The 22,569-nt window shown below is 74.0% G+C and carries 18 protein-coding genes; 10 read left to right on the top strand and 8 right to left on the bottom strand.

The genetic code is table 11. From position 1 onward, the window contains the following. The first annotated feature begins 133 nt into the window (after positions 1-133). The 3 genes from PKE99_RS17415 to PKE99_RS17425 all read left to right on the top strand — a co-directional run bounded on the left by PKE99_RS17415 (position 134) and on the right by PKE99_RS17425 (position 2,367). Positions 134-853: an SDR family NAD(P)-dependent oxidoreductase gene (locus tag PKE99_RS17415; RefSeq protein ID WP_081924132.1), complete on the top strand. Its 720-nt coding sequence runs from the start codon at positions 134-136 to the stop codon at positions 851-853. 55 nt (positions 854-908) lie between these two features. Continuing rightward, positions 909-1,520 (top strand): TetR/AcrR family transcriptional regulator, encoded by a 612-nt coding sequence (locus PKE99_RS17420; protein WP_051737414.1) that lies wholly within the window; start codon positions 909-911, stop codon positions 1,518-1,520. An 85-nt stretch (positions 1,521-1,605) separates the two neighbouring features. After that, a complete protein-coding gene (locus tag PKE99_RS17425; protein ID WP_197040616.1) occupies positions 1,606-2,367 on the top strand; it encodes an IclR family transcriptional regulator in 762 nt (253 codons plus the stop codon). Between the two features lie 75 nt (positions 2,368-2,442). Here the strand turns inward: PKE99_RS17425 and PKE99_RS17430 are convergent, their stop codons facing one another. Next, a complete protein-coding gene (locus tag PKE99_RS17430) occupies positions 2,443-3,114 on the bottom strand; it encodes a FadR/GntR family transcriptional regulator (RefSeq protein ID WP_037045640.1) in 672 nt (223 codons plus the stop codon). Between the two features lie 206 nt (positions 3,115-3,320). Between PKE99_RS17430 and PKE99_RS17435 the strand changes: the two genes are divergently transcribed. The 3 genes from PKE99_RS17435 to PKE99_RS17445 are packed head-to-tail and all read left to right on the top strand — an operon-like array spanning position 3,321 to position 7,440. Beyond that, entirely contained in the window at positions 3,321-4,724 is a 1,404-nt protein-coding gene (locus PKE99_RS17435; RefSeq protein WP_037045642.1) for an SLC13 family permease, read from the top strand. A 32-nt stretch (positions 4,725-4,756) separates the two neighbouring features. Continuing rightward, complete coding sequence (locus PKE99_RS17440) at positions 4,757-5,953, top strand: CaiB/BaiF CoA transferase family protein (RefSeq protein ID WP_037045644.1); 1,197 nt, start codon at positions 4,757-4,759, stop codon at positions 5,951-5,953. Continuing rightward, positions 5,950-7,440, top strand: coding sequence for a carboxyl transferase domain-containing protein (locus tag PKE99_RS17445; protein ID WP_037045645.1), 1,491 nt, complete (start codon positions 5,950-5,952; stop codon positions 7,438-7,440). The genes PKE99_RS17440 and PKE99_RS17445 overlap by 4 nt, the downstream gene beginning before the upstream one ends. An 83-nt stretch (positions 7,441-7,523) precedes the next feature. On the opposite strand, the gene PKE99_RS17450 is transcribed toward PKE99_RS17445, so the two are convergent. Further along, on the bottom strand, positions 7,524-8,915 hold the full coding sequence (locus tag PKE99_RS17450; RefSeq protein ID WP_037045647.1) for an FAD-binding oxidoreductase: 1,392 nt from the start codon (positions 8,913-8,915) through the stop codon (positions 7,524-7,526). A 363-nt stretch (positions 8,916-9,278) separates the two neighbouring features. On the opposite strand from PKE99_RS17450, the gene PKE99_RS17455 reads away from it, so the two are divergent. Genes PKE99_RS17455 through PKE99_RS17465 form a run of 3 tightly spaced genes read left to right on the top strand, consistent with a single transcriptional unit; the run spans position 9,279 to position 13,000 of the window. Next, a complete protein-coding gene (locus PKE99_RS17455) occupies positions 9,279-11,597 on the top strand; it encodes a xanthine dehydrogenase family protein molybdopterin-binding subunit (RefSeq protein ID WP_037045758.1) in 2,319 nt (772 codons plus the stop codon). Between the two features lie 4 nt (positions 11,598-11,601). Continuing rightward, the gene (locus PKE99_RS17460) at positions 11,602-12,462 is read left to right on the top strand and encodes an FAD binding domain-containing protein (RefSeq protein WP_037045649.1); all 861 of its coding nucleotides are present in this window, start codon (positions 11,602-11,604) and stop codon (positions 12,460-12,462) included. Continuing rightward, positions 12,452-13,000 carry a (2Fe-2S)-binding protein gene (locus PKE99_RS17465; protein ID WP_306470741.1) on the top strand — a complete coding sequence of 183 codons (549 nt, stop codon included), beginning with the start codon at positions 12,452-12,454 and terminating at the stop codon, positions 12,998-13,000. Before PKE99_RS17460 ends, PKE99_RS17465 begins: the two co-directional genes overlap by 11 nt. A gap of 55 nt (positions 13,001-13,055) precedes the next feature. Here the strand turns inward: PKE99_RS17465 and PKE99_RS17470 are convergent, their stop codons facing one another. Next, positions 13,056-14,129 carry a collagen-like domain-containing protein gene (locus PKE99_RS17470; RefSeq protein WP_037045651.1) on the bottom strand — a complete coding sequence of 358 codons (1,074 nt, stop codon included), beginning with the start codon at positions 14,127-14,129 and terminating at the stop codon, positions 13,056-13,058. Positions 14,130-14,920: 791 nt separating this feature from the next. Here PKE99_RS17470 and PKE99_RS17475 point away from each other — a divergent pair. Further along, on the top strand, positions 14,921-15,421 hold the full coding sequence (locus PKE99_RS17475; protein WP_037045652.1) for a hypothetical protein: 501 nt from the start codon (positions 14,921-14,923) through the stop codon (positions 15,419-15,421). A gap of 75 nt (positions 15,422-15,496) precedes the next feature. On the opposite strand, the gene PKE99_RS17480 is transcribed toward PKE99_RS17475, so the two are convergent. The 5 genes from PKE99_RS17480 to PKE99_RS17500 all read right to left on the bottom strand — a co-directional run bounded on the left by PKE99_RS17480 (position 15,497) and on the right by PKE99_RS17500 (position 22,483). Continuing rightward, positions 15,497-16,309, bottom strand: coding sequence for an alpha/beta fold hydrolase (locus tag PKE99_RS17480; protein WP_037045654.1), 813 nt, complete (start codon positions 16,307-16,309; stop codon positions 15,497-15,499). 63 nt (positions 16,310-16,372) lie between these two features. After that, positions 16,373-17,746: an FAD-binding oxidoreductase gene (locus PKE99_RS17485; RefSeq protein WP_037045656.1), complete on the bottom strand. Its 1,374-nt coding sequence runs from the start codon at positions 17,744-17,746 to the stop codon at positions 16,373-16,375. Positions 17,747-17,809: 63 nt separating this feature from the next. Continuing rightward, positions 17,810-20,878, bottom strand: coding sequence for an ATP-binding protein (locus PKE99_RS17490; RefSeq protein ID WP_051737419.1), 3,069 nt, complete (start codon positions 20,876-20,878; stop codon positions 17,810-17,812). Positions 20,879-20,985: 107 nt separating this feature from the next. Further along, the gene (locus PKE99_RS17495; RefSeq protein ID WP_051737420.1) at positions 20,986-21,654 is read right to left on the bottom strand and encodes a maleylpyruvate isomerase family mycothiol-dependent enzyme; all 669 of its coding nucleotides are present in this window, start codon (positions 21,652-21,654) and stop codon (positions 20,986-20,988) included. Positions 21,655-21,667: 13 nt separating this feature from the next. Next, on the bottom strand, positions 21,668-22,483 hold the full coding sequence (locus PKE99_RS17500) for an ArsR/SmtB family transcription factor (RefSeq protein ID WP_037045764.1): 816 nt from the start codon (positions 22,481-22,483) through the stop codon (positions 21,668-21,670). Positions 22,484-22,569 lie beyond the last annotated feature (86 nt).

The following is a 22,569-nucleotide window of genomic DNA, read 5'->3' on the forward strand; positions in this document are numbered from 1 at the left end:
GAGCCGCTGAACATCTTCCGCACGCTCGCCCACAACCCCGAGCTCATGGACAAGGCGGTGTCGCTGGGAAACCGGTTCCGGTTCAAGGGGTACCGGCTCGACCCGCGGGCGCGCGAGATCATGATCCTGCGCAGTGCCCGGCGCACCGGCTCGGTCCACGAGTTCGGCCAGCACACGATCATCGGCCGGAAGACGGGCTTGTCCGAGGCCGAGATCGCCCGGCTCACCCGACGCCGCGGGTCTCGACGCGTGCCGGTCCGCGGTCGACCGGGCGGTCGCCGGGCTCGGACCGCTCGACGTCGTGGTGTGCAACGTCGGGATCGGGGGCGGCGGACCGATCGGCCGCCAGACCGTGGAGCAGTACGACCTCGCGATGGACGTCAACGTGCGCAGCCACTGGGTGACGGCCGAGCGGGCGCTGCCGGGGATGGTCGAGCGCGGGCGCGGGGCGTTCCTGTTCGTCGGCTCGGTCGCCGGCGCCTGGAGCAACGGGTTCGCGCTGAGCTACGAGACGTCGAAGGCGGCCCAGCTCGCGCTCGCCCGCCACATCGCGGTCCGCTTCGGCAGCCGCGGGATCCGCGCGAACACCGTCGTGCTGGGCCTCATCGCGTCGGCCATGTCCCGGCGGGAGCAGGGCACGGACGGCGGCACCCTCGGCTGGCGGGCCGCACTGCCCGCGCTCGCCCGGCAGGGCTCACCGGAGGAGGCCGCGGCGGCCGTGGCCTTCCTGGCGTCGGACGACGCCGCGTACGTGACCGGGACCGAGCTCGTCGTCGACGGCGGGTTGACCTGCCGGAGCCCGGACTCGCTGTTCCGCGGCCGGGACGCCGTCGCCGCGCCACCGGGCGGCTGAGCCGGTGGCCGGCCGGCTGTACGGTGGCGCTCGCGTGCGGGGAGAGGAGGCGGTCGTGCCGGATCCAGCGGCGGACGGACCGGACCCCGGGAAGGGCCGCAGGGGCCGCCCGGCGCAGTCGCGGGCGGCGACCGAGCAGCTCCTCGTCGACGCCGCCGTCGACCTGCTCCGCGAACGGGGCGTGCTCGACGGGATGAACCTGCGCGAGATCGCCGATCTCGCCGACGTCCACCGGGCGCTGGTCTACCACTACTTCGGGTCCCGCCAGGAGCTGCTGCGCGCCGCGGCCAAGCGGGAGATCGCGCGGCCCCGGGACGAGGTGCCCGGCGAGGCCGACATGGACACGGCGGAGTGGCTCACCACGTCGTTGGGGGCGTCGCTGCGGTACCGGGAGGCGATCCGGCTGATCGTCCTGCTCGTCCTCGACCACGACCGCACGGTCCGCACGCTCACCACGCGCCGCGCGACCATGGGCCGCCTCGACCCGGAGCCGGCCGTCGACGACCCCGCCGCGCTGTACGCCGTCTACGCCTCGATGTCCTACGGCTTCGGGCTGCTGTCGGAGCGGTTCGCCGACGAGCTCGGGATCGAGCCCGAGGACCTCGAACACCGGTTCCTCGACGTCGCCTCCCGGATGTTCGCCGCGGTCGCGACGGACACGCCCTGAGACCACGGACCACGGACGACGCGAGGTCCGGGCGAGGCCTCGTGCATGCTGTCACGACGTCGTCGAGGTCGGGGGTGCAGTGAGCGTGGCCGAACCAGCGGGTCTCGCCGGCGGGAGCCAGCGGGAGGGCCGGGACCTGCAGGTCCTCGCCCGCTTCACGCGGGTCCTCGAGCTGTTCGACCACGAGCGCTCGCGGATCGACCTCGCCTACGCCACCTCGCAGCTCGGCCTGAACCGCTCGACGACCTACCGCTACCTCGCCGCGATGGTGAAGCACGGGCTGCTGACCCACAGCCCCGGGCAGGGCTACGCGCTCGGCCCCACACTGTCGAGGGTCGGGCTGCTCGCCCTCGACCGACTTCCGCTGCTCGACCGCGCCGACCCGGTCATGGGGCGGCTCTCCGAGGCCGTCGGCGAGACGTCCGTGCTGTCGATCTGGGGCGGCCGGGGACCGCTCGTGGCCCGCGTGCACGACGAGCAGAGCCGGTTCATCAGGATCTCGGTCGCCGTCGGATCGACGCTCCCGATCGTGACCGCGCAGGGGCAGATGTTCCTCGCCCACCTGACCGACGAGCGTGCCCTCCGCCGCGCCCTCGAGGGCCTGGACGAGACCGTGCGGGACGCCCTGCTGGCCAAGCGGCCCGAGATCCGCCGCTCGGGCATCGCCATCAGCGACGCGTCGGGCGACGGGCTGCGCGGGATCGCCGCGCCCATCCACGGGGTCGACGGCTCGTTGACAGCCACCATCGCGCTGATCGGCACCATCAGCCGGATGCCCCAGGACAAGGACGACGCGCGGGTCACCGCGCTCCTGCAGGCCGCGCAGACACTGTCCGACCCGGAGTAGCGCGCGCCTCAGCGGCCGATCGATGCGGCCCGGGCACGACGATCGTCCCGAGGGGTGCCCGGGCGCACGCGACGCTCAGGTCTCCCGCAGCAGCCCGACGTCCGAGACCGAGGCGATGTGCCGGGACATCGTGCGGGCGGCCGCCTCCGCGTCGCCGGCCCGGATGGCCGCGGCGACGGCGCGGTGCGCCCGGAGCGATTCCTCCGGCCGTCCGGGCTGCGCCAGCGACTCGACCCGGGACTCACGGATCAGCTCGGAGATCTCGGCCATCAGGTCGCCGAGCAGGCCCGAGTGCGCGGCCGCGGTCACGGCGGCGTGGAAACGCTCGTCGCCGCTCGTGCCGCGCTCACCCCGTTCGATCTCGCGTTCCATGTGCGCCAACGCCTCGTCGATCACGGCGAGGTCGTGGTCGTCCCGGCGCGCCGCCGCGAGGGCGGCCAGCTTGACCTCCATCGCCTCGCGCGCCTCGATGACCTCCTGCAGCCGGCGGCGGCGGGCCCGCAGGGCGGTGAGCACCTGTCTGCCGGGCGGGATGTCGAGGATGACGGCCCCGTCCCCGTGCCGGACGTCGACCACGCCCTGCACCTCCAGCGCCACCAGGGCCTGGCTGACCGAGGCCCGGCTGACCTGCAGCTGCGTGGCCAGCTCCCGTTCGGCGGGGAGGCGGTCGCCGACCGCCAGCCCCTCCTCGGCGATGTACTCGAGCAACTGCCCGACGAGCTGTTCGTACAGGCGGGGGCGACTCATCGGGCGCAACGCCCCCGAGCGCGGCGCGCCGCTCCTCACCGCCATCGACCACCCCCACGTCTTGACACCACGGGCAGCATACTCCAGTCTCAGTGACTCAGTGGCTAGTCCACTGAGCCTCTGCTCCTCCTCCGGGCCGTCGGTGACGTCCGCGGGGAGGAGCAGGACCCGTCCTTCCGGTCACCGTCGATCAGAAAGCACACACCATGAGTCCTGATCTGATCGCCCTGCTCGTGCTCGCGGTCGTCTTCGTCGTCGCGACGCTGAGGCCGGTGAACATGGGTGCGGTGGCGCTGGTCGCCGCCTTCATCGTGGGCACCGCGGTGGCGGGCGAGTCCGCCTCCGACGTGATCGCCGGATTCCCCGGGGACCTGTTCGTCATCCTCGTCGGGGTCACCTACCTGTTCGCGATCGCCAAACGCAACGGCACCGTCGACTGGCTCGTGGCGGTCGCCGTCCGGCTCGTCGGCGGCCGGGTCGTGCTGATCCCCTGGGTGATGTTCGGAGTCTGCGCGGCCATCACCGCGGCGGGCGCGGTCAGCCCGGCGGCGGTGGCGATCATCGCCCCCGTCGGGCTCGGCTTCGCCGCGCGCTACCGGATCTCGCCGCTGCTCATGGGGATCATGGTCGTGCAGGGCGCCTCGGCGGGCAGCTTCTCGCCGATCGGGATCTTCGGCGGCATCGTCAACGGGGTCGTGGCGCGCAACGGCCTCGACGCGGACCCGGGCGTGCTGTTCCTGGCGACGTTCGGGTTCAACGTCGTGCTCGCCGTGATCGCGTTCCTGGTCTTCGGCGGCCGCGAGCTCGCCGGGCGCCCGCGTGTCGAGCTCGGCGACGACGCCGTCGACGCGTCCCGGCGCGCGACTCACCCGCCGGCCAGGCCGCACGGGCTGGTCGGGTCGGGCCCCACCGTCCTCGCCGCGTCCGACGGGACCGGGGGACCGGGCTCCACCACGGGCGGGACGGGCACGCGCACCGCGGCCGCCGAGCCTGCGGTCCTGGTCGCCGAGCGTCCCCGTCTCGGGATCCAGCAGGCCGGCACGCTGGCCGGGCTCGTCGGCCTGGTCCTCGGTGCGCTGGTGTTCGACCTGGACGTCGGCTTCGTCGCCATCACCGTGGCCGTCGTGCTCACCCTGGCCTTCCCGAAGACCAGCAAGGACGCGGTGAACGAGGTCAGCTGGGGCGCGGTCCTGCTCATCGGCGGCATCGTCACCTACGTCGCCCTGCTCGAGCGGATGGGCACCATCCAGGCGCTCGGCGACTCCGTCGCGGGCATCGGCACGCCGCTGCTCGCCGCGCTGGTCATCTGCCTGATCGGGGCCGTGGTCTCCGCGTTCGCCTCGACCACCGGCATCCTGGGCGCGCTCATCCCGCTCGCCGTGCCCTTCCTCGCGGCCGGCAGCGTCAGCGCCGTCGGGCTCATCGCCGCACTCGCCATCTCCGCCTCGGTCGTGGACTCCAGCCCGTTCTCCACCAACGGCGCCCTGGTCGTGGCCAACAGCGCCGAGCAGGAGCGGGAGCGGGTCTTCCGCCGCCTCATGGTCTGGGGCATGTCCCTGGTCGTGATCGCCCCGCTCGTCAGCTGGGCGCTGCTCGTCGTGCCCTTCTGACCCCCCACCCCGGAACAGACAGGAATCAGCTGATGTCCGAGACCCTCTTCCAGACCGCGCAGCCCCTCGACGGGCTCCTCGTCGTCGACCTGTCCCGCGCGCTGGCCGGACCGCACGCCACGATGATGCTGGGCGACCTGGGCGCGAGGATCGTCAAGGTCGAGACCCCGGCGGGCGGCGACGACACCCGGGGCTGGGGGCCGCCCTTCCTCCAGCCCGACGGGGCCGAGCGGGAGTCCACGTACTTCCTGTCGGCCAACCGCAACAAGGAGTCCGTCGCCCTCGACCTCAAGTCCGAGGACGGGCGGGCGGTGCTGACCGAGCTGGTCCGCCGCGCGGACGTGCTGGTGGAGAACTTCCGGACCGGGGTGCTGGATCGCCTCGGCTTCCCGGTCGAGCGGCTGCTGGAGCTCAACCCGCGGCTGGTGGTGCTGTCGGTGACCGGGTTCGGCCACGACGGTCCCGAGGGCGGCCGTTCCGGGTACGACCAGATCGCCCAGGGCGAGGCCGGACTGATGTCGGTGACCGGCTCCGGGCCGGACGACGTGCAACGGGTGGGGGTCCCGATCGCGGACCTGCTCGCCGGGATGTACGGCGCCTACGGGGTCCTGGCCGCGCTGCGCGAGCGCGACCGCACCGGCCGCGGACAGGTCGTCCGCACCTCCCTGCTCGCCGCGGTGGTGGGGGTGCACGGGTTCCAGGGCACCGCGTGGACCGTCGCGGGCAAGGTCGGTCACGCGCGCGGCAACCACCACCCGTCGATCTCGCCGTACGGGCTGTTCCGGTGCCGGGACGGCGCCGTGCAGATCTCCTGCGGCAGCGAAGGTCTGTGGAAGCGGTTGTGTTCCGAGTTCGGTCTCGATCCGGATGCGGAGGGCATGCAGACCAACGGCGATCGGGTCGAGCACCCGGACCTGGTCCGCAAGACCGTCGAGGGCGCGTTCGCCGACGACACCCCCGACGCCCTGCTCGCCCGGCTCGACCGGGCCGGCGTCCCCGCGGGCCGGGTGCGTTCGATCGACGAGGTCTACGCCTGGGACCAGACCCGCAGCCAGGGTCTGCTGGTCGACGTCGACCACGCCACCCTCGGCCGGCTGACGCTGCCCGGCCCGCCCCTGCGGTTCTTCGACGCCACCGACACCGAGAAGCCACGCCGCCGGCACCAGGCGCCCCCGGCCCTCGACCAGCACGGCGACGCCGTGCGGCACGAGTTCGGGCGGATCGCGTGACCGCCGCTGCCGCGACCCGGACCACCATCCGCGATCTGCTCGATGACCTGCTCGACGACGGACTGCGCTCGTGGGACGCGCCCGCCGGCCCGCCCCCGCGGGAAGCGGACACCCCCGAGTACCGGCGCGCCCTCGCCGACGCGCGGGCCCGCAGCGGCGCCGACGAGTCCGTGCTGACCGGGGAGGGTGCCCTGCACGGCAGACGGGTCGCCGTCGTCGCGGGCGACTTCGCCTTCCTCGCCGGGTCGATCGGCACCGGCGCCGCGACGCGCATCCTCGAGGCCGTCGAGCGCGCCACCGCCGAACGCCTCCCGCTGATCGGCATCACGGCCTCGGGCGGCACGCGCATGCAGGAGGGCACCCCGGCGTTCGTCCGCATGGCCGGGATCGCCGCCGCGATCGCGGACCACAAGAGCGCCGGCCTGCCCTACGTGACCTACCTGCGGCACCCCACCACCGGCGGCGTGCTGGCCTCGTGGGGATCGCTCGGGCACGTCACGCTCGCCGAGCCCGGGGCGCTGATCGGCTTCCTCGGCCCCAAGGTCTACGCCGCACTCCACGGTGAGCCGTTCCCCGACGGCGTCCAGCGTGCCGAGCACCTGCACCGGTGCGGTCTCGTCGACGCCGTGGTCGAGCCGGAGAACCTGCGCGACACCCTCGCCCGGATCCTCGGACTGCTCGACGCGCGGCCGTCCGCCGTCCGGGGGGCGCGAGGGTCCGCGGAACCGAGCGCGCCGCACCCCGGGGCCTGGGAGAGCGTGACCGCGACGCGCCGCCCGGACCGGCCCGGGCTGCGTGAGCTCCTCGCCCTGACGACCGACACGACCCTGCTGAACGCGACCGACGCGCCGTCGGCGTCGCACGGGGCGGTCCTCGCACTGACCCGGATCGGACGCACACCGTGCGTGCTGTTCGGACACGACCGGCGGGCGCAGCGGTCCGACCCGCCGGGACCGGGGGTGCTGCGCCTGGCCCGGCGCGCCATGGGCCTCGCCGCCGGCCTCGGCCTCCCGCTCGTCACGGTGATCGACACTCCGGGGGCGGCGCTGTCCCCGGAGGCCGAGGAGCAGGGCACCGCGCGGGAGATCGCCGAGTGCCTCGCCACGATGGCGCAGCTCGAGACCGTCAGCGTGTCGGTCGTCCTCGGTCAGGGCACCGGCGGCGCCGCGCTCGCCCTCCTCCCCGCGGACCGCACCGTGGCCGCGAAGCACGCCTGGATCACTCCGCTCCCGCCCGAGGGAGCGAGCGCCATCCTGCACGGCACGACCGACAAGGCCCCGGAGATCGCCGAATGGCAGCAGATCCGCGCGATCGACCTGCTCCGCCACGGGGTCGTGGACGTCGTCGTGGCCGACGATCCCGACCCGAGGTTCCCCGCCTCGATGATCGGCGCGATCGAGGAGCAGCTGCACATCGCCCGTGCCGCACCGCCCTCCGCGCGCCGGGCCGCCCGCCGCCGCCGCTGGCGCGGGCTCCCGCCGATGTGACCCCGCACTGATCCGACTCCGCGCTCACGGACCGATCCGCACCCGGCAGGTTCCCGCCGATGCCCCCTGCCGGGCGCGGTCCCCTACGCGGGCTTGATGTTGACGTTGCGGTGGAAGACGTTCCCCGGGTCGTACGTGCCCTTGATCCGTGCGAGCCGGTCGTACTTCGCCCGGCCGTACGCCGCCAGCACCCGGTTCTCCTCGTCCTCGTACATCTCGTTGACGTACCCGCCGATGCTGCGCCCGAGGGGGCGGAGGGCGTCCCACATCTCGCGGGCCCACGCGCGGTCCGCGACGAGCGACTCCGCGTCCGGGCAGATCGGGCTGATGAAGAGCTCGTACCGGGGCTCGCGGCGTCCGCCGAAGGCGGTGTCCTGCTCACCGACCTCGGCGTAGGCCGCGTCGAGCCGGTAGACCACGAGGGCGGTGTGCGCGGACGTCTTCTGCGGCAGACGCTCGGTGAGCACCTCGATGACGGGCTCGGTGAAGTCGTCGATCTCGAGGCTCTTCTCGTAGCAGTGGAAGCCCCAGGCCATGCCGTCGTCGAGGAGGCTCTGCAGGTCCGTGTACGGCATCGTCGTGACGTGGTCGAACAGTGGCGGGAGGCCCGCCCGGACCCGGTCGACCGTGCGCGCATGCTCCGTCGGATCGCCGAAGCCACCGAGCAGCAGCACGTATCCCGGCTGGTGATGATGTTGCTCGGGGACGAACGGCGCCGGCGGCGCGTTGACGAACGCGATGAAGCCGTTGCAGGACCTCGGCAGGCCGGCGACCACGTCCCGCATGTGTCGCAGCGCGTCGGCGCCGCGCTCGATCTCCCAGAAGAACAGGCCGAACTCCACCATCGGTCCGACCTCGTGGAGGCGGAACTCGAACTCGGTGACCACGCCGAAGTTGCCGCCGCCGCCACGGATCGCCCAGAACAGGTCCGTGTTCTCGCTCGCCGAGGCGCGAAGGACCCGCCCGTCGGCCACGACGACCTCGGCGGACTCGAGGTTGTCGAGGCTCATCCCGGCCTGCCGGGTCAGCCAGCCCATCCCGCCGCCGAGGGTCAGTCCGCCGACCCCGGTGTGGCTGATGGCGCCGAGCGGTACCGCCAGGCCGTGCTCCTGGGTCGCCGCGTCGACGTCGCTCAGCAGCGCCCCGCCCGCCACCCGGGCCCGCCTGCGCCGCGGATCGACCGTGACCTGCCGCATGCCACTGAGATCGATCACCAGGCCGTCGTCGCCGGTGGACCGGCCCGCGACGTTGTGCGCCCCTCCGCGGACGGCGATCTCCAGGCCCTCGGCCTGTGCGTACGCGACCGCGGCGACGACGTCCGCCACCGAGGTGCAGCGGGCGATCACCGCTGGGCTTCTGTCGATGTCGGCGTTCCAGACGCGGCGGGCCTCGTCGTAGTCCGGGTCGCCCGGCTCGTGGACCGGCCCCGCCACGGCCGCGCGCAACCCGTCGTGCCTTCCCGCGGTCCGAGTCATCGGTAGCCCCCTCTCCGTGGGCGCGGCCGTCCGCGCGCCGACGGGGGCCGAGGCTAGGACCCGCCTCCTCCTGATCGGTGGAAGTTGGGCCGGTCGCTGCAGTGCGCCCGCGGGAACGACGCCACCGGCTGGTCCCCCTGACCGGGATCTCCGGCACCTAGCTGCTCGGCGAATCCAGCGGGAGGCGTCGGCTCGACCGGCTTGCGACCCGTGCGAGTTCGTGCTGGCCGACCCCTGCTCGTCCGCGTCGGATTCGGATACCGTCCCGGTGCGGCGGAACTGCGGCTTCCCGCTGTCCTCGCACGACACGTACGGCAGCACGGCACCTGAGGAGTGGTCGGTCGAGAACGGCGGGTGATCTCGGTGCGCGATGCGGATGCGAACCCCTCCCTGGGGGCGCGCCTGCCACGGTTCGAGGACGCCCGGCTCCTGCGTGGGCGCGGAGCGTTCACGGCCGACGTCCCGCCGCCGAACTGCCTCCATGTCGCCTTCGTCCGCTCGCCCCACCCGCACGCCCTGATCGAGGACGTCGACGTCGGCAGGGCGGGGTCGGCGCCCGGCGTGGTCTCCGTCCTGACCGCGGCCGACCTGCCGCACGTCCCGCTCGTGGACGCGGTCGCCGTGCCCGGTCTCGTCAAGACCCCGCAGTCCGCGCTCGCGGGGGAGCGGGTGCGGTTCGTGGGCGAGGCGGTCGCCGTCGTGCTGGCCGAGAGCCGGGCCCTCGCCGAGGACGTCGCCGAGCTGGTGGAGGTCCGCTACACGGCGCTCCCTCCCGTCGTCGACCCGGAGACCGCGACGACGCTGCCGCCCCTCGACCCCGTCCTGACGAGCAACGAGGTGTACCACGGCGAGCGCGCGACCCCGGGTCTCGAGGAGGCCTTCGCCGCCGCCGATCACGTCGTCTCCGGGCGTTTCACCACCGGCAGGCTCACAGCCGCACCGATGGAGGGCCGCGCCTGTTCGGCCACGTTCGATCCCGTTGCCGGCACGATGACCGTCCGCTGCTCGACCCAGTCCCCGCACCTGCTGCAGCGCAAGATCGCCTGCTGTCTCGGCATGGATCTCGTCGCGGTCCGTGTGCTCGTCGACGACGTCGGCGGCGGGTTCGGGCAGAAGATCCCGGCGTCGCCGGAGGAGATCGCCGTGGCGCTGGCGGCCCGCGCGGTCGGCCGCCCGGTCCTGTGGGTGGAGGACCGCCGGGAGAACATCGTCGCCGGGCCGCAGGGCAAGGAGCAACGCGTCGAGCTCGCGCTGGCCCTCGACGCCGACGGCACCTTCCGCGCCCTGCGCTGCGACGTGCTCGGCGACGCCGGGGCCTACTCCTTCAACTCCGCCAGCGCCCTCATCGAGGCCTACCTCGCGGCGGGCCTGTTGCCCGGGGCGTACCGCATCCCGGAGACCGGCTGGCGGGTGCGCTCGGTGCTCACCACCAAGGCGCCGATCGCCCCCTACCGGGGTGTGGGCTGGACGAGCGGGCACACGGCCCGGGAGCTGCTGATCGACCGGGCGGCCCGGCTGCTCGGGCGCGATCCGGTGGATCTGCGCAGGCAGAACCTCGTCCGACCCGGCGACCTGCCCTACACCACGCCCACCGGCATGACCTACGACAGCGGCAGCCACCTCGCCACGCTCGAGCGGGCGGCGAAGCTGGTCGACGCCGCGAACGTGGTCCCCGGGCCCACCGCCGACGGGTACTACCGCGGGGTCGGGATCAGCCCGTACGTCGAGCCGTCGGGGTGGGGCTCCGCGGGGGCGGGGGAGTCCTCCTGGTCGTTCGCCTCGCACGACTCGGTGCGGGTCGAGATGGCCGCGTCCGGTGCGGTCACGGCGGTGGTCGGCACCCCGTCGCAGGGACAGGGCCACACCACGAGCCTGGCCCAGGTCGTCGCCTCGGTGCTGACCTGCGACCCTCGGCGGGTCCGTGTCGTGACCGGCGACAGCGCCAGTACCCCGCTGAGCACCGCCGGCACCCGCGCGAGCCGGGTCGCGACCGTGATCGGCGGAGCGCTGCTGCTCGCATCGGAACGGCTCGCCGCCAAGCTCGCGCTGGTGGCCGGTCACCTGCTCGGGATCGATCCGGGGGAGATCTCGTTTCGCGACGGCCGGGCCGTCGCCCCCGCCGGCTCGCTCGGGCTGGCCGAGATCGCGACCGCCGCGGTGGCCGACCCCGCCGTCCGCGCGGCGTTGCCGGAGCCGGACCTCACCGCCACCGCCTTCTACGACCCACCCGCCACCTACTCGAACGGGTGCGTCGCCGTGGTCGTCGACGTGGATGCCGGAACCGGGCGGGTCGACGTCGTCGACGCCGCGGTGGTGGAGGACTGCGGCACCGTGATCAATCCGATGATCGTGGACGGCCAGACGCTCGGCGCGTTCGCCCAGGGCGTCGGCGCGGCCCTCTACGAGGACGCGGGCTACGGCGGTGACGGATCCCCGCACGCCACCACGTTCGGCGACTACCTGCTGCCGACCGCCCGCTGCCTGCCCCGGGTCGCCCTCGAGCACCGGGAGTCGCCCGCGCCGCACACCCGCGGCGGCATCAAGGGCATGGGCGAGTCGGCCATGATCGCGACACCGGGCGCGGTCGCCTGCGCGGTCGCCGCCGCGGTCGCCCCGCTCGGGATCACCGTGACCCACACCCCGATCCGGCCGCACGAGCTCGTGGCCCCCACCGCGGACTGACCCGGTGAAACCCGCACCCTTCGACTACGCGTCCCCGTCCACGGTCGACGAGGCCCTCGGCCTGCTGGCCGACCACGGCGGGTCCGCCCGGGTCCTCGCGGGTGGACAGAGCCTCCTGCCGCAGATGGCACTGCGGCAGGTCCGCCCTCGCCTCCTGGTGGACGTCAACCGGGTGGCCGGGCTGAGCACGCGGAGCACGACCGACGGGGGAGCACGTCTCGGTGCCACGGTCCGGCAGGCCGCCGTGCTCCACGCGGGCTCCGGGACGGGGCTGCTCGACGCGGCCCTGCCGTGGGTCGGCAGCCCCGGCACCCGGTCCCGCGGAACGGTGGTCGGCAGCCTCTGCTTCGCCGACCCGGCGGCCGAACTCCCGACGGTGCTGCTCGCCGTCGGCGGGGGACTGGAGGTCCGCTCGGCGGCGGGCAGCCGGACCGTCGAGGCGGCCGAGCTCTACCGCGGCCCCGGACGGACCGCGCTGGCGCCGGACGAGCTCGCGGTGGCCGCGACGTTCCCGCTCGACGCCGACGACACCAGGAGCGCCTGGCTGGAGTTCGGTCGCCGCCCCGGCGACCTGCCACTCGTCGGGGTCGGGGTGGTGGCGCGCGTCCGCGACGGGGTCGTCGATGCGGTGCGCGTGGCCTGTGCCGGCGTGCACGACGTGCCGTGGGCGGTCCCCGTCGCCGGCCTGCGCGGGGCCGGAGGCGGTCTCGCGCGGGAGGTCGCGGAGGTCGCCGCCCGCGAGTGCCGCCCGGTCGACGACCACCGCACGACCGCCGCCCATCGCCGGGTGCTCGTCCGCACCCTCGTCCGTCGCGCGCTGGAGCAGGTGCTCCGGTCGGACACGGAGGTCATCGGTGCTGCCTGACGATCCGCTCGTCCGCCGTGCGGCGGACCCCGTCACCGTCACGCTGACCGTGAACGACCGCCCGGCCCGGATCACCGTGGAGACCCGGACGTCGCTGGCCGACGCCCTGCGCGAGGAGCTGGGGTTGACCGGGACGCACGTCGCCTGCGAACAGGGAGTGTGCGGCGCCTGCACCGTCGAGGTCGACGGCGAGGCGGTCCGCGCGTGCCTGCTGCTCGCGGTCCAGGTCGAGGGCGCCGAGGTGCGGACGGTCGAGGGACTGGCCGCGCCCGACGAGCGGCTCCACCCGGTCCAGCAGGCCTTCACCGATCACCATGCCCTGCAGTGCGGGTTCTGCACCCCGGGGCTCCTGATGACCGTCCACCGCCTGCTCGCCGAGCGCCAGGGCGTCGACGAAGCCGAGGTTCGGACGGTCGTGTCCGGTCACCTGTGCCGGTGCACCGGCTATCAGGGGATCGTGGACGCCGTCCTGCACGCCGACCGGACGTGGGACCGCCCGGTCGTCTCAACCGACTCCCTGCCACCCCGACAGCGGTGAACGGCGCGTGTCCCCGTCCCGGCGACGCGGGACGGGGACACGAGCGCCTCCTGCCTCAGCGTGCGAGGGAGCGCACGTTGCTCGGCCCGGCCGGATCGTGGTCCGCGGCGGCGTCGGTGTCGACGATCGCGCGCAGGATCAGGCCTCCCTGCAACTTGACGATCCGCGACGTCAGCGTCGCCAGGTAGCGGGCGCCCTCGCGGGGATCGAGCACGGTCCGGGGGCGGATGTCGAACGCGGCCTGCTTGACCTTGCCCGCGAGCTCGGCAGGGCTCGGCTGGTGCAGCCAGGCAGGCCCGGTCGGGCCCTGCGGGCCCTGGACGCCGGGCAGCCCGGCAGGCCCGGGCGGCCCCTGCTCACCCTGCGGCCCCTGGGGTCCGCGGACCCCGGGAACACCCTTGTCGCCGGCCTCGCCCTGTGGGCCCTGCAGCCCGCGCGGTCCCTTCTCGCCGGCCTCCCCGATCACGCCTCGCGGGCCCGGGGCGCCGGGCAGACCCCGCTCACCCTGGGGCCCCTGCTCTCCCGTCTCGCCCGGCAGGCCGACGGGTCCGGTCGGGCCCTGCTCGCCCTGCGGCCCGCGCGGACCCTGCTCTCCCTGCTCACCGGCGAGGCCGGTGGAACCCGGGAGGCCCCGTTCGCCCTGCGGGCCGGTCGGCCCCTCCGGGCCCTGCTCCCCGGGCTGTCCGACCGGACCCGGGAGGCCCTGCTCGCCCTGCGGGCCGGTCGGCCCCTGCGGGCCCTGCTCCCCGGGCTGTCCGACCGGACCCGGGAGGCCCTGCTCGCCCTGCTCACCGACGGGGCCCACGGGCCCCGTCGGCCCCTTCGGGCCGCGGTCGCCCGGCTCCCCGGGCGGGCCGGCCGGGCCCTGCGGACCCTTGTCCCCGCGCTCGCCGATCGGTCCGGCGGGGCCGGTCGCGCCCTTAGGTCGGCGGTCGCCCTCCTCGCGGCCGCGGCGGCTCACGCCCGTGCGGTCGCGGTCGGCCTCTCCGACGGGGACACCGACGGGCGTCACCGCGGGCTCGGTCGGCTCGGCGCTCACCGGCCGGGCCGCCTGCGGCCTGGTGGCCGCCGGCAGCGCGCGCTTCGGCTTCGCCGGGTTCGGCTTCGTGGTCGTCGGCTCCTGAGCCATGTTGCGTTTCCCCTCTCGACGGTGGTGCCGGCGCGGGTGGTGCGTCCGCGCCTTCCCCGTGGTCCCCGGGAGGCACCGGCCTGCTCGACGGTCCGGCCGGTACTCGGCCCACGGGCCCGGACCTCGCGGCGCGAGGGCCGGACGGGTCCGGAGCTACCCCCGCGGTTTCGCGCCCACACCCCCTCCGCACACGTCCCGTCCGAGGGTCAGGACGCACTGCTGCAACGGCCGCGCTGCGACGTGACCGTCCGTCGGGCACGGGTGCGCGAGACGGCGGAGGGCGGGCTCGGCCTATCGACCCCACCTGGACGTTTCGGCGTGAGACAGGTCATCCCCGGCTGGACACGCCCATGACTTGCGCCCCCGGTTCCGGTGAGCTCTCGGTGCCGCGCCGGGCCGTTGCCGAATCGGGGGTACCGCTGCGCCGCCTCGGCGACGCCCTGCCCGACGACTGGGCTGGGCGGGCGGAGACATGGCCGTTCGACCTCGCTCGGGTGGCGGCCGCGGTTCAGAGTGTGGGCGGCCCGGCCCGCTGGCCGAGACGCGGTGGAGCAATTTCGCGGGGAGCGATTGCGCTGCAGCGCGTTTCGGGCCAGCGTCGGGTTCGCGTCGGCCTCGGACCGATCCGGTCGCATCCGGCTCGAACGGCCCACGGACAACCGTCGGCCCCGACAGCGAGCCGGGTTCGGGCACAACCCACAGGTGCGGCGAAGCGGTGCCGACGCGGACGCCTGTCTGTCAACCCCAGTTGAGCGAGCCGCTCGGAACGATCACTCGGAGGGACATCAGGAATGCCGACCTCGACCCAGTCTCACCCGCGGAACACCAACGCACACACCGATCCACAGGCGGAGAGCGCGACGACCTCGGAAGCCCGCGCGAGCGGCCCGCAGCAGGAGCGGCCGACCGGACCGGAGCCGGGCCCGTCGGTCGACCGGACCGCCGCCGAGCTCGGCGAGCGCTGGCGGGAGATGGCCGTGCAGACCGGGACCGCGATGCAGGAGGCCGCGCGTCACAACCAGGACGCCGCCACTCGGGCAGCGCATGCGCTGCTCGAGCTGACCCTGCAGCTCAACCCACTCGCCCTGCTCGGTGGGGCCGCTCGCAGCGTGGGCACCATCGACGCCGGCCCGCCGTCCGGGGCCCGGACCGTGGTCGACGAGGGCTTCCGCATGGCCGAGGCCGCGCTGGCGACCCAACGTGGCTATGTCGACCAGCTGATCACCGCGCAGCGGCGGATCAGTGCGCAAATGGTGACCGCCGGCGAGAGCCTCGCCGCACGGGCAGGATAGGAGACGCCAGGGGGCGGCGGCCGGTTCTCGCCGGTCGCCGCCCCCTCGCCCGCTCGTCCGTTTCGACCAGGCGTGTCAGGCCCTGGTCGGGTGTCGCTTGAGGAAGTCCGCGAGCGCTGCGGCCGCCGCAGAAGGCTGTTCCATCTGCAGGAAATGGGTGGCGCCGTCCAGCACGACGTCCTCCATGCGGAAGAGCCACGACCGCAGCAGGTCCCGCCCCTCCCGGATCACGGGCAGCGACCGGGACCCGATCACGTACAGCACCGGTTGTCGAACGGTCGCGGTCTGTTCGGCGGTCAACTCCCACGTCCCCAGCGAGGCCAGATCCGACTCGAACAGCGTGGCCGCGTCCTTCTCGGCCTGTTCGACGCCGCCCGGGACGGTGCGCTCGACGTTGCGTCGCCAGCTCGAGTCGCTCACGGCGGTCATGAAGGCGTCGACCGCCCCCACGCGGTCGCCGCGCTCGTACATCTGGAAGACCGGCGCGACCTGCTCGAAGAAGATCGGACCGCTCGGGACGGCCAGAAGGGCCGGTTCGAACAGCGCGAGCGTCGTCACGACCTCGGGTGCATCGACCGCGAGCTGTAGCGCAACCGCGCCGCCGTAGGACTGTCCGACCACGTGGGCCCGCTGCACTCCCAGCTCACCGAGCAACGCTCGGCAGTCACTCGCGTGCTCGGCGACGGCCACGGGGCCCTGCACCGGACTGCTCGCCCCGTACCCTCGCCGCCGGTACCGGACGGTGCGGTAGTGGCCGCGCACGACCGGGTCGAGCGCCACGGGCAGGAAGGAGTCCGCCATGCCGCCCCCGTGGATGAACACGATGGTCTCGCCCGAGCCCTCGACGGCCACCTCCAGTTCGGCGCCGTTCACGGATACGCGGTCCATCGCTGGACTCATGATGACCTCCTCGCCGATCAATGCACAGCGGGCATCCGCCCCGAGTGGGCGTCAGCCCGCCGGAGCGATGTTCTGGTTGAGGTGGAACAGGTTGTCCGGGTCGTACGTGGCCTTGATCGCGCGCAACCGGTCGTAGGTGCTGCCGTAATTCTCCGGCGCGCGCTCGGCATCGTCGGCGGACATGAAGTTCACGTATCCACCCTGTGTGCCCGAGTAGGGCTGGACCGCGTCGTAGTACTCGCGCGGCCAGCGGCTGTTGACCTCGTCGTCGGCGGGATCGGGCCAGGCCGCCAGGATGACCATGGCGTACCGGGCGTCGCGGTGGCCGAACGCCGTCTCCTCCGGGCCGACCCGGGAGACCGCACCGTTGAGCGGGTAGAGGTGCATCGTCGAGGAGACGGTCGGCACGCCGCGGCCCTGTTCGACGTGGGCGGTGATGGCGTCGTCCGGCAGGTCCTGAACGTAGTTGGCCTTCCAGTACTGCCGGATGCCCTTCGGGAACAGCCCGTCGAAGGCCGAGTTGAGCGCGGGATACGGCATCGGTCCGACGAGTTCGGCCTTGACCTCGGCGACGTCGCGGAACGGCTTGATCGCCTGCTCGCCCTGCTCCGGTCGACCGCTCCAACACGTGACCATGACGCAGAACAGGTCCCCGTGGCGCTCCTCCGGGATGAACGGCAGCGGCGGGGCGATCTGCCAGCCGAAGAACGCGCCGAGCTGCTCGGGAGCCTCCCGGATGTACTCGTCGTACACCCGCATGATCGCCGGCGCGTCCGCCACCTCGTAGAACAGGGGACCGCCGTAGATCGTGTCGACGTCGTGCAGGGCGAACTCGAGGGAGGTGGCGACCCCGAAGTTCCCGCTGCCGCCGCGCAGCGCCCAGAACAGGTCCTCGTTCTCGTACTCGTTCGCGGTGAGCAGGCGGCCGTCGGCGGTGACGACCTCCGCGCCGACCAGGTTGTCGCACGACAGGCCGCAGCCGCGCGCGAGGTAGCCGATGCCGCCGCCGAGTGTCAGGCCGCTGACCCCCGTGGTCGAGATGATCCCGCCCGTGGTGGCGAGGCCGTAGGCGTGGGTGGCGTGGTTGAAGTCGCCCCAGGTGGCGCCGCCGCCCACCCGGGCGGTCTTCCTGGTCCGGTCGACGAACACGTTGTCGATCAGCCCCAGGTCGAGGACGACCCCGCCGTCGCAGGTGCCGAACCCGGGGCCGCTGTGGCCGCCACCGCGGACCGCGAGGTCGACGCCGGCCTCGCGGGCGTAGTTCACGGCGGCGACGGCGTCCGCGGCCGCGGACGCCCGCACGATGAGTGCGGGCCGGCGGTCGTGCATGCCGTTGTGGACCGCGCGGAGCTCGTCGTAGCCGTCGTCGCCCGGCTCGACGACGGGGCCGCGTACCTGCTCGCGCAGCTCGGCGATCGTGGTCATGTCCCCTCCTTCGCTGGTGGCGGAGGCGACTGTCCCGGATGGCCGTTCCGGGAGCGTTCCCGATCAGCCGTCACCTAGGGCCGACAGCGTCGCGAGCGCGCGGTCGCGCAGCCACGGCGACTTCATCTCGACCGCCGTCCGGACCGCTCGCTCGGCCACGTCGACCGCACCGCCCCGCTCGTGGGAGGACGCGAGCAGTTCCGCGTCGATGCGCAGGAGCTCGGCCAGCAGGTAGCGCTGGCCGGTGCCGCCGGTCAGGGCGAGTGCCTCCGCCACGATCGCCCGGCCGGTGGCCGGGTCGGCGCACCGGTGGTGGCCGCGGGCCAGCAGGCTGAGCCCGAACGTCAGGTGCAGCGGCTGATCACCGCGCATGCGGTCGGTGGCCCTGCGCATCGTGGCGAGGCCGCGGTGGTCACCGCCGAGGAGGTCGGACCAGCCGATCAACAACTCGGCGACCACGGCGAAGTAGCCGATGTGCATCGTCGAGGTCACGTCGTCCAGGGCCGCCACCGCCTCGCCGAGGTCGTGGCCGAGGGGCTCGAGGGCGGCCAGGACCGCCTGGAAGGCACGGACGTAGCCGGTGGTCATCGGGTGCTCGAGTTCGGCCGCCACCCGCAGCGCGTCCCGCATCGACCGGTCGGCCCGCGCCGTGTCGCCGCGGAAGAGCTGGGTGAGCGCGAGCCGGGACAGGCACACAGCCAGGGGATCCTGCGCGTAACGCGCAATGTGCTCCGGGGCGTCCTCGCGGCGGTACCGGGCGATCGCCTCGCCGAGGTGTCGCTCGGCCGCGGCGAACTCACCGCGCCAGAAACGCGTCACGCCGAGGACGTAGTCGCCCTCGACGCGGGCGGTGCGATCGACCTGCCCCGCGGCGATCAGTGCGTGGCCGTTCTCCTCGGCCCGGTCGAACCGGCAACGGGCTATGGCGTGGAGTGCGAGGCCGCGCAGCAGCGACGGATCGGGACCGCGGCCCAGCCTGCGGTGCAGCGTGAGCGCGCGCTCGTGGCAGGGCCGGACCTCCGCCGCCCCGTACCCCAGCCGCGCGACCAGCGGTGCGCCCATCGCGGTGAGCAGCCGCAGCTCGATCTCGTCGCGGGCCGCACTCCGCGGCGAGTCGTCCAGCAGCCGCAGCGCCCGTCGGAGCAGCGCGATGCAGGAGTCGAGGGCGAAAACCCGGTAGGCGTGCCGGGCCGCGCGTTCGTAGGCCTCGACGGCGCGGGATCCCAGACCTGCGCCGACGAAGTGGAGCGCGAGGCGCGCGCCGACCGGGCCGAGATCCGCCGCGTGCTGCGTCTCGAGGGCCTCGGCGACCCAGCGGTGCAGCTTGCGCCGGCGTGCCGGGCTGATCGAGTCCAGCGTCACGTCGCGCAGCCGGTCGTGGCTGAAGTCGTAGGCGGTGCCCCGGACGCGGACGATGTGCCGTCGCCACAGCTCGTCGAGATCGTCGGTCAGGTCGTCCTCGCTGCGGCCGGCCGCTGCGGCCAGCGTGGGCACCGTGAACTCGCGACCGATCGTCGCCGCCACCTCCGCGAGCCTCCGGGCCTCCGGCGTGAGACGGTCGAGGCGGGCGCTGATCACGGCACGCACGGTGGGGGTCATCCTGACCGACCCGGGTGCGCACGTGCCGAACCCGGCCCGCACCGCCTCGCTGATGAAGAGCGGGTTGCCCTCGGTCTCCTCGTGAAGCCGGGCTGCCGCCTCGCTGGGCATCTCCCGCTGCCCGACGAGGGTGGCCATCTCCGCGGTCGCCTGCTCGTCGAGCGGTCCGAGGGGGATCACCGACAGTGCGCCTGCCCGGGCGAGACGGCCGCGCAGCGTCGTGACGGGGTGCGCGTCGTCCACCTCGTCGTCCCGGAGCGTGCCGGTCACGAGCACCGGAGCCGACGGAGCGCTCTGGACCAGGTAGCCGCACAGGTCGAGCGTGTCGGCGTCGCACCACTGGAGGTCGTCGACGACCAGCAGCAGCGGACGGCGCACGGCCAGGAGACCGCGGACGACGGCGTCGAGGAGATGCCGGCGCCCGCTGACCTCGGCGGACGGCAGAAGGTCCGGGAGGTCGGGGCGCTCGGCGCGGAGCTCGGGCAGCAGGCGGGCGAGCTCGACCAGGCAGGCGTCGTCGAGGGTGTGCAGGCGTGTCGACACGGGCCCGGAGCGCAGCCAGTCGATCACCGGGCCCCACGGCGGCCGGCCCCCGGCCTCGTACGCGCGACCGTAGGCCACGGCGTGGCCGTCGACGGCCGCGTGCCGGGCCAGTTCCTCGGCGAGACGGGTCTTCCCGATGCCCGCCTCGCCCGTCACGCAGAGCAGCCGTACGCGGCCCTGCCCGGCCTGCTCCCACGCGGTGAGCGCCGCCTGCCACTCGGCCCGCCGTCCGACGAACGCGGGCCCCGGGGACGGGGACCGCAGCTCCTCGACCAAGGCGGTGGTCGCAGGCTCGGGCCGGACACCGAGCTCTCGCTCCAGACCGTCCCGGAGACGCTCGTACGTCCGCAGCGCCTCGCTCCGCTCGCCCTGCCGGGCGTGTGCCCGCATCAGGAGCCGGCCGGCCGGCTCGTGGAGGGGGTCGAGCCGCAGCAGACGCCGGGTGTGCCTGATGACGTCGTCGTCGCACCGTCCGGCCTCGGCCGCCGACGCCAGGCCGGCGAGCGCCTCGACAGCACGGCGACGCAGCCGCTCGCGCTCCTCGACGACCCAGTCGTCGTCGAGCCCCGGCAGGAGATCTCCCCCGTAGCTGTCGGCCGCCTCGGCGAGGTCGCCGCGGGCCACGGCGTCGCTGAACGCAGCCACATCGATCCAGGTCGACGGTCCGGCGCACCAGCGGACCGCGCCGTCCCGGGCGTCGACGAGCGCCGGCACCCCGGGAGCCGAGTGGCGGAGGTCGTGAAGGAGCTTGCGGAGGTTCGTCCGTGCCTGGGACGCGCTCGAGTCCGGCCACAGCTCGGCGGCGAGGCGGTCCCGGGACACGCCGGAGCCGTGGGCGAGGGCCACCCGCGCGATCAGCCGCTGCATCCGGGGGCTGATGAGCGCGGTGGCGCTCTCCCCGTGCACGCTCGCGCTGACCTCGCCGAGCAGCCGGATCACCACCGACGGGCTACCGGCCGCGGGGCGAAACCGGACGACCGTCGTGTCCACGCTCTCCTCGCCGCGGTGAGCCACACCGAGAGTGGACTGCCGGGCCCGGACCGAGCACAGGTCCGTTCGGCCCAACTACGCGGGCGCAGCGTCGACGCGCTGATGCCTCAGACCGATCCGGTCGAGGACGAGCAGCGTCCGAGCAGCGCGGCTTCGAGCCGGTCGTGGACCTCGGGTGCACCGTCGCCGTGGAGCTCGGTGAGTGCGGCCGTGCGCCCGGCGAACGTCGTGAGGAGCGCTGAGGCGGTCGCACGCACCTCGGGACCGGTGCCGATGGCCCAGTCGGTGTCGGTCGCGGTGTAGGTCAGGCCGTCGAGCAGGCCGGCGGGCACCAGCCCGCGCGCACGGGGGCCGGTGAGCTGGTCCAGGACGATCGTCGCGGCCGCCGCGCTCGGGCCGTGGGGCAGGCCGAGTGGCCGGTAGATGTCCTCGGCGTGGATCACCAGGTGCGACAGCGGGGCTTCGGGCGGGGCCCCAGGCACGCGGAAGGCCCGCCGTGGAGTGGTGTGCAGGGCCGCGGTCACCTCGCCGCGGGAGCGGGCGTCGCCGGTGGCCCACCGGTCGGCGAGACGGTCGAAGTCGAAGCGAGCCGCGGCCATCCCGAGCAGGAAGCGTGGCACCGAGAGCTCGTAGGGCATGAGCAGGTGGACCGCCACGTCCCGGGTCCGCCAGCCCGCGCACAGGCTCGGTGCGCACCACTGCGCGTCGTCGAGGGCGTCGAGCGCTGCGACCAGTTGCGCGGTCTCGCGGTCGAGGAGCGACTGAATGTCGGACACGGGTCCTCCACGGTCAGAAGGCGGACGACAGCGGGCTGCCGGTCTCCAGGACGGACTTGAGGTCGGAGAGCACGAACGGCCAGCCGCCGCCGGACCGCACGTCGTCGCCGGCGACGAGGTGGGCGTGCACGGGGGCGTCGTCGAGCTGATGGACGACGGTCAGCCGGGTCACGTCGGCGCCGATCGGCTCGAGCTCCCAGGTGACGCGGGTGGGCGGCTCCGCCACGGCAGCGGGGTCGAAGAGCAGCCGGTAGGTCTGCACCAGGCGGCGTGGCGGGTCGGCTTCGAGCACCTCGCCGTCGACGACGACCTCGGCCACGCCCATGCCGCGCAGCCGCTCGTTGGCCCTGCCCCGGAACGCACCCCCGGGACGCAGGTCGAACTCCATCGGCCCGTAGCCGTAGCGGGCCGACCACTCCGGGGAGGTGATCGCTTCCCAGACGGCCTCCGGGGTGGCCTTGATGTGCACGCGGAACACCTGGGTGACCGCGGTGGGGGCAGAGGGGGACATGTCGCCGCCTTCCAGTCGGGTCTTGAGCTCGGCGAGCAGCGACACCCGCCGCTCGGTGTACTTGTCGATCCACCGGTCGTGGATCAGCCGTACCGGCACGGGGTTGAGGAAATGCAGCTTCTCCCGCCCGGAGCGGCGGGTGACGACCAGCTCCGCCTCCTCGAGCACACGCAGGTGCTTCATGACGCCGAACCGGGTCATCTCCAGCTGCGTCTCCAGCTCGCTCAGGGTCTGGCCGTCACGCGCCAGCAGCCGGTCGAGCAGCAGTCGACGGGACGGATCGGCCAACGCCTTGAACACGCGGTCGTCCGGCTCCATGCGCGAATGATAGGTGACCATTCGGTCACATGTCTACGGTCGGGCTCGTTGAGGGTTGGACGGTCCTCGCTGTGATGACGGCTCGA

The sequence above is a fragment of the Pseudonocardia halophobica genome (genome assembly GCF_027922425.1).
In the GTDB taxonomy this organism is placed as follows: Bacteria; Actinomycetota; Actinomycetes; order Mycobacteriales; family Pseudonocardiaceae; genus Pseudonocardia; species Pseudonocardia halophobica.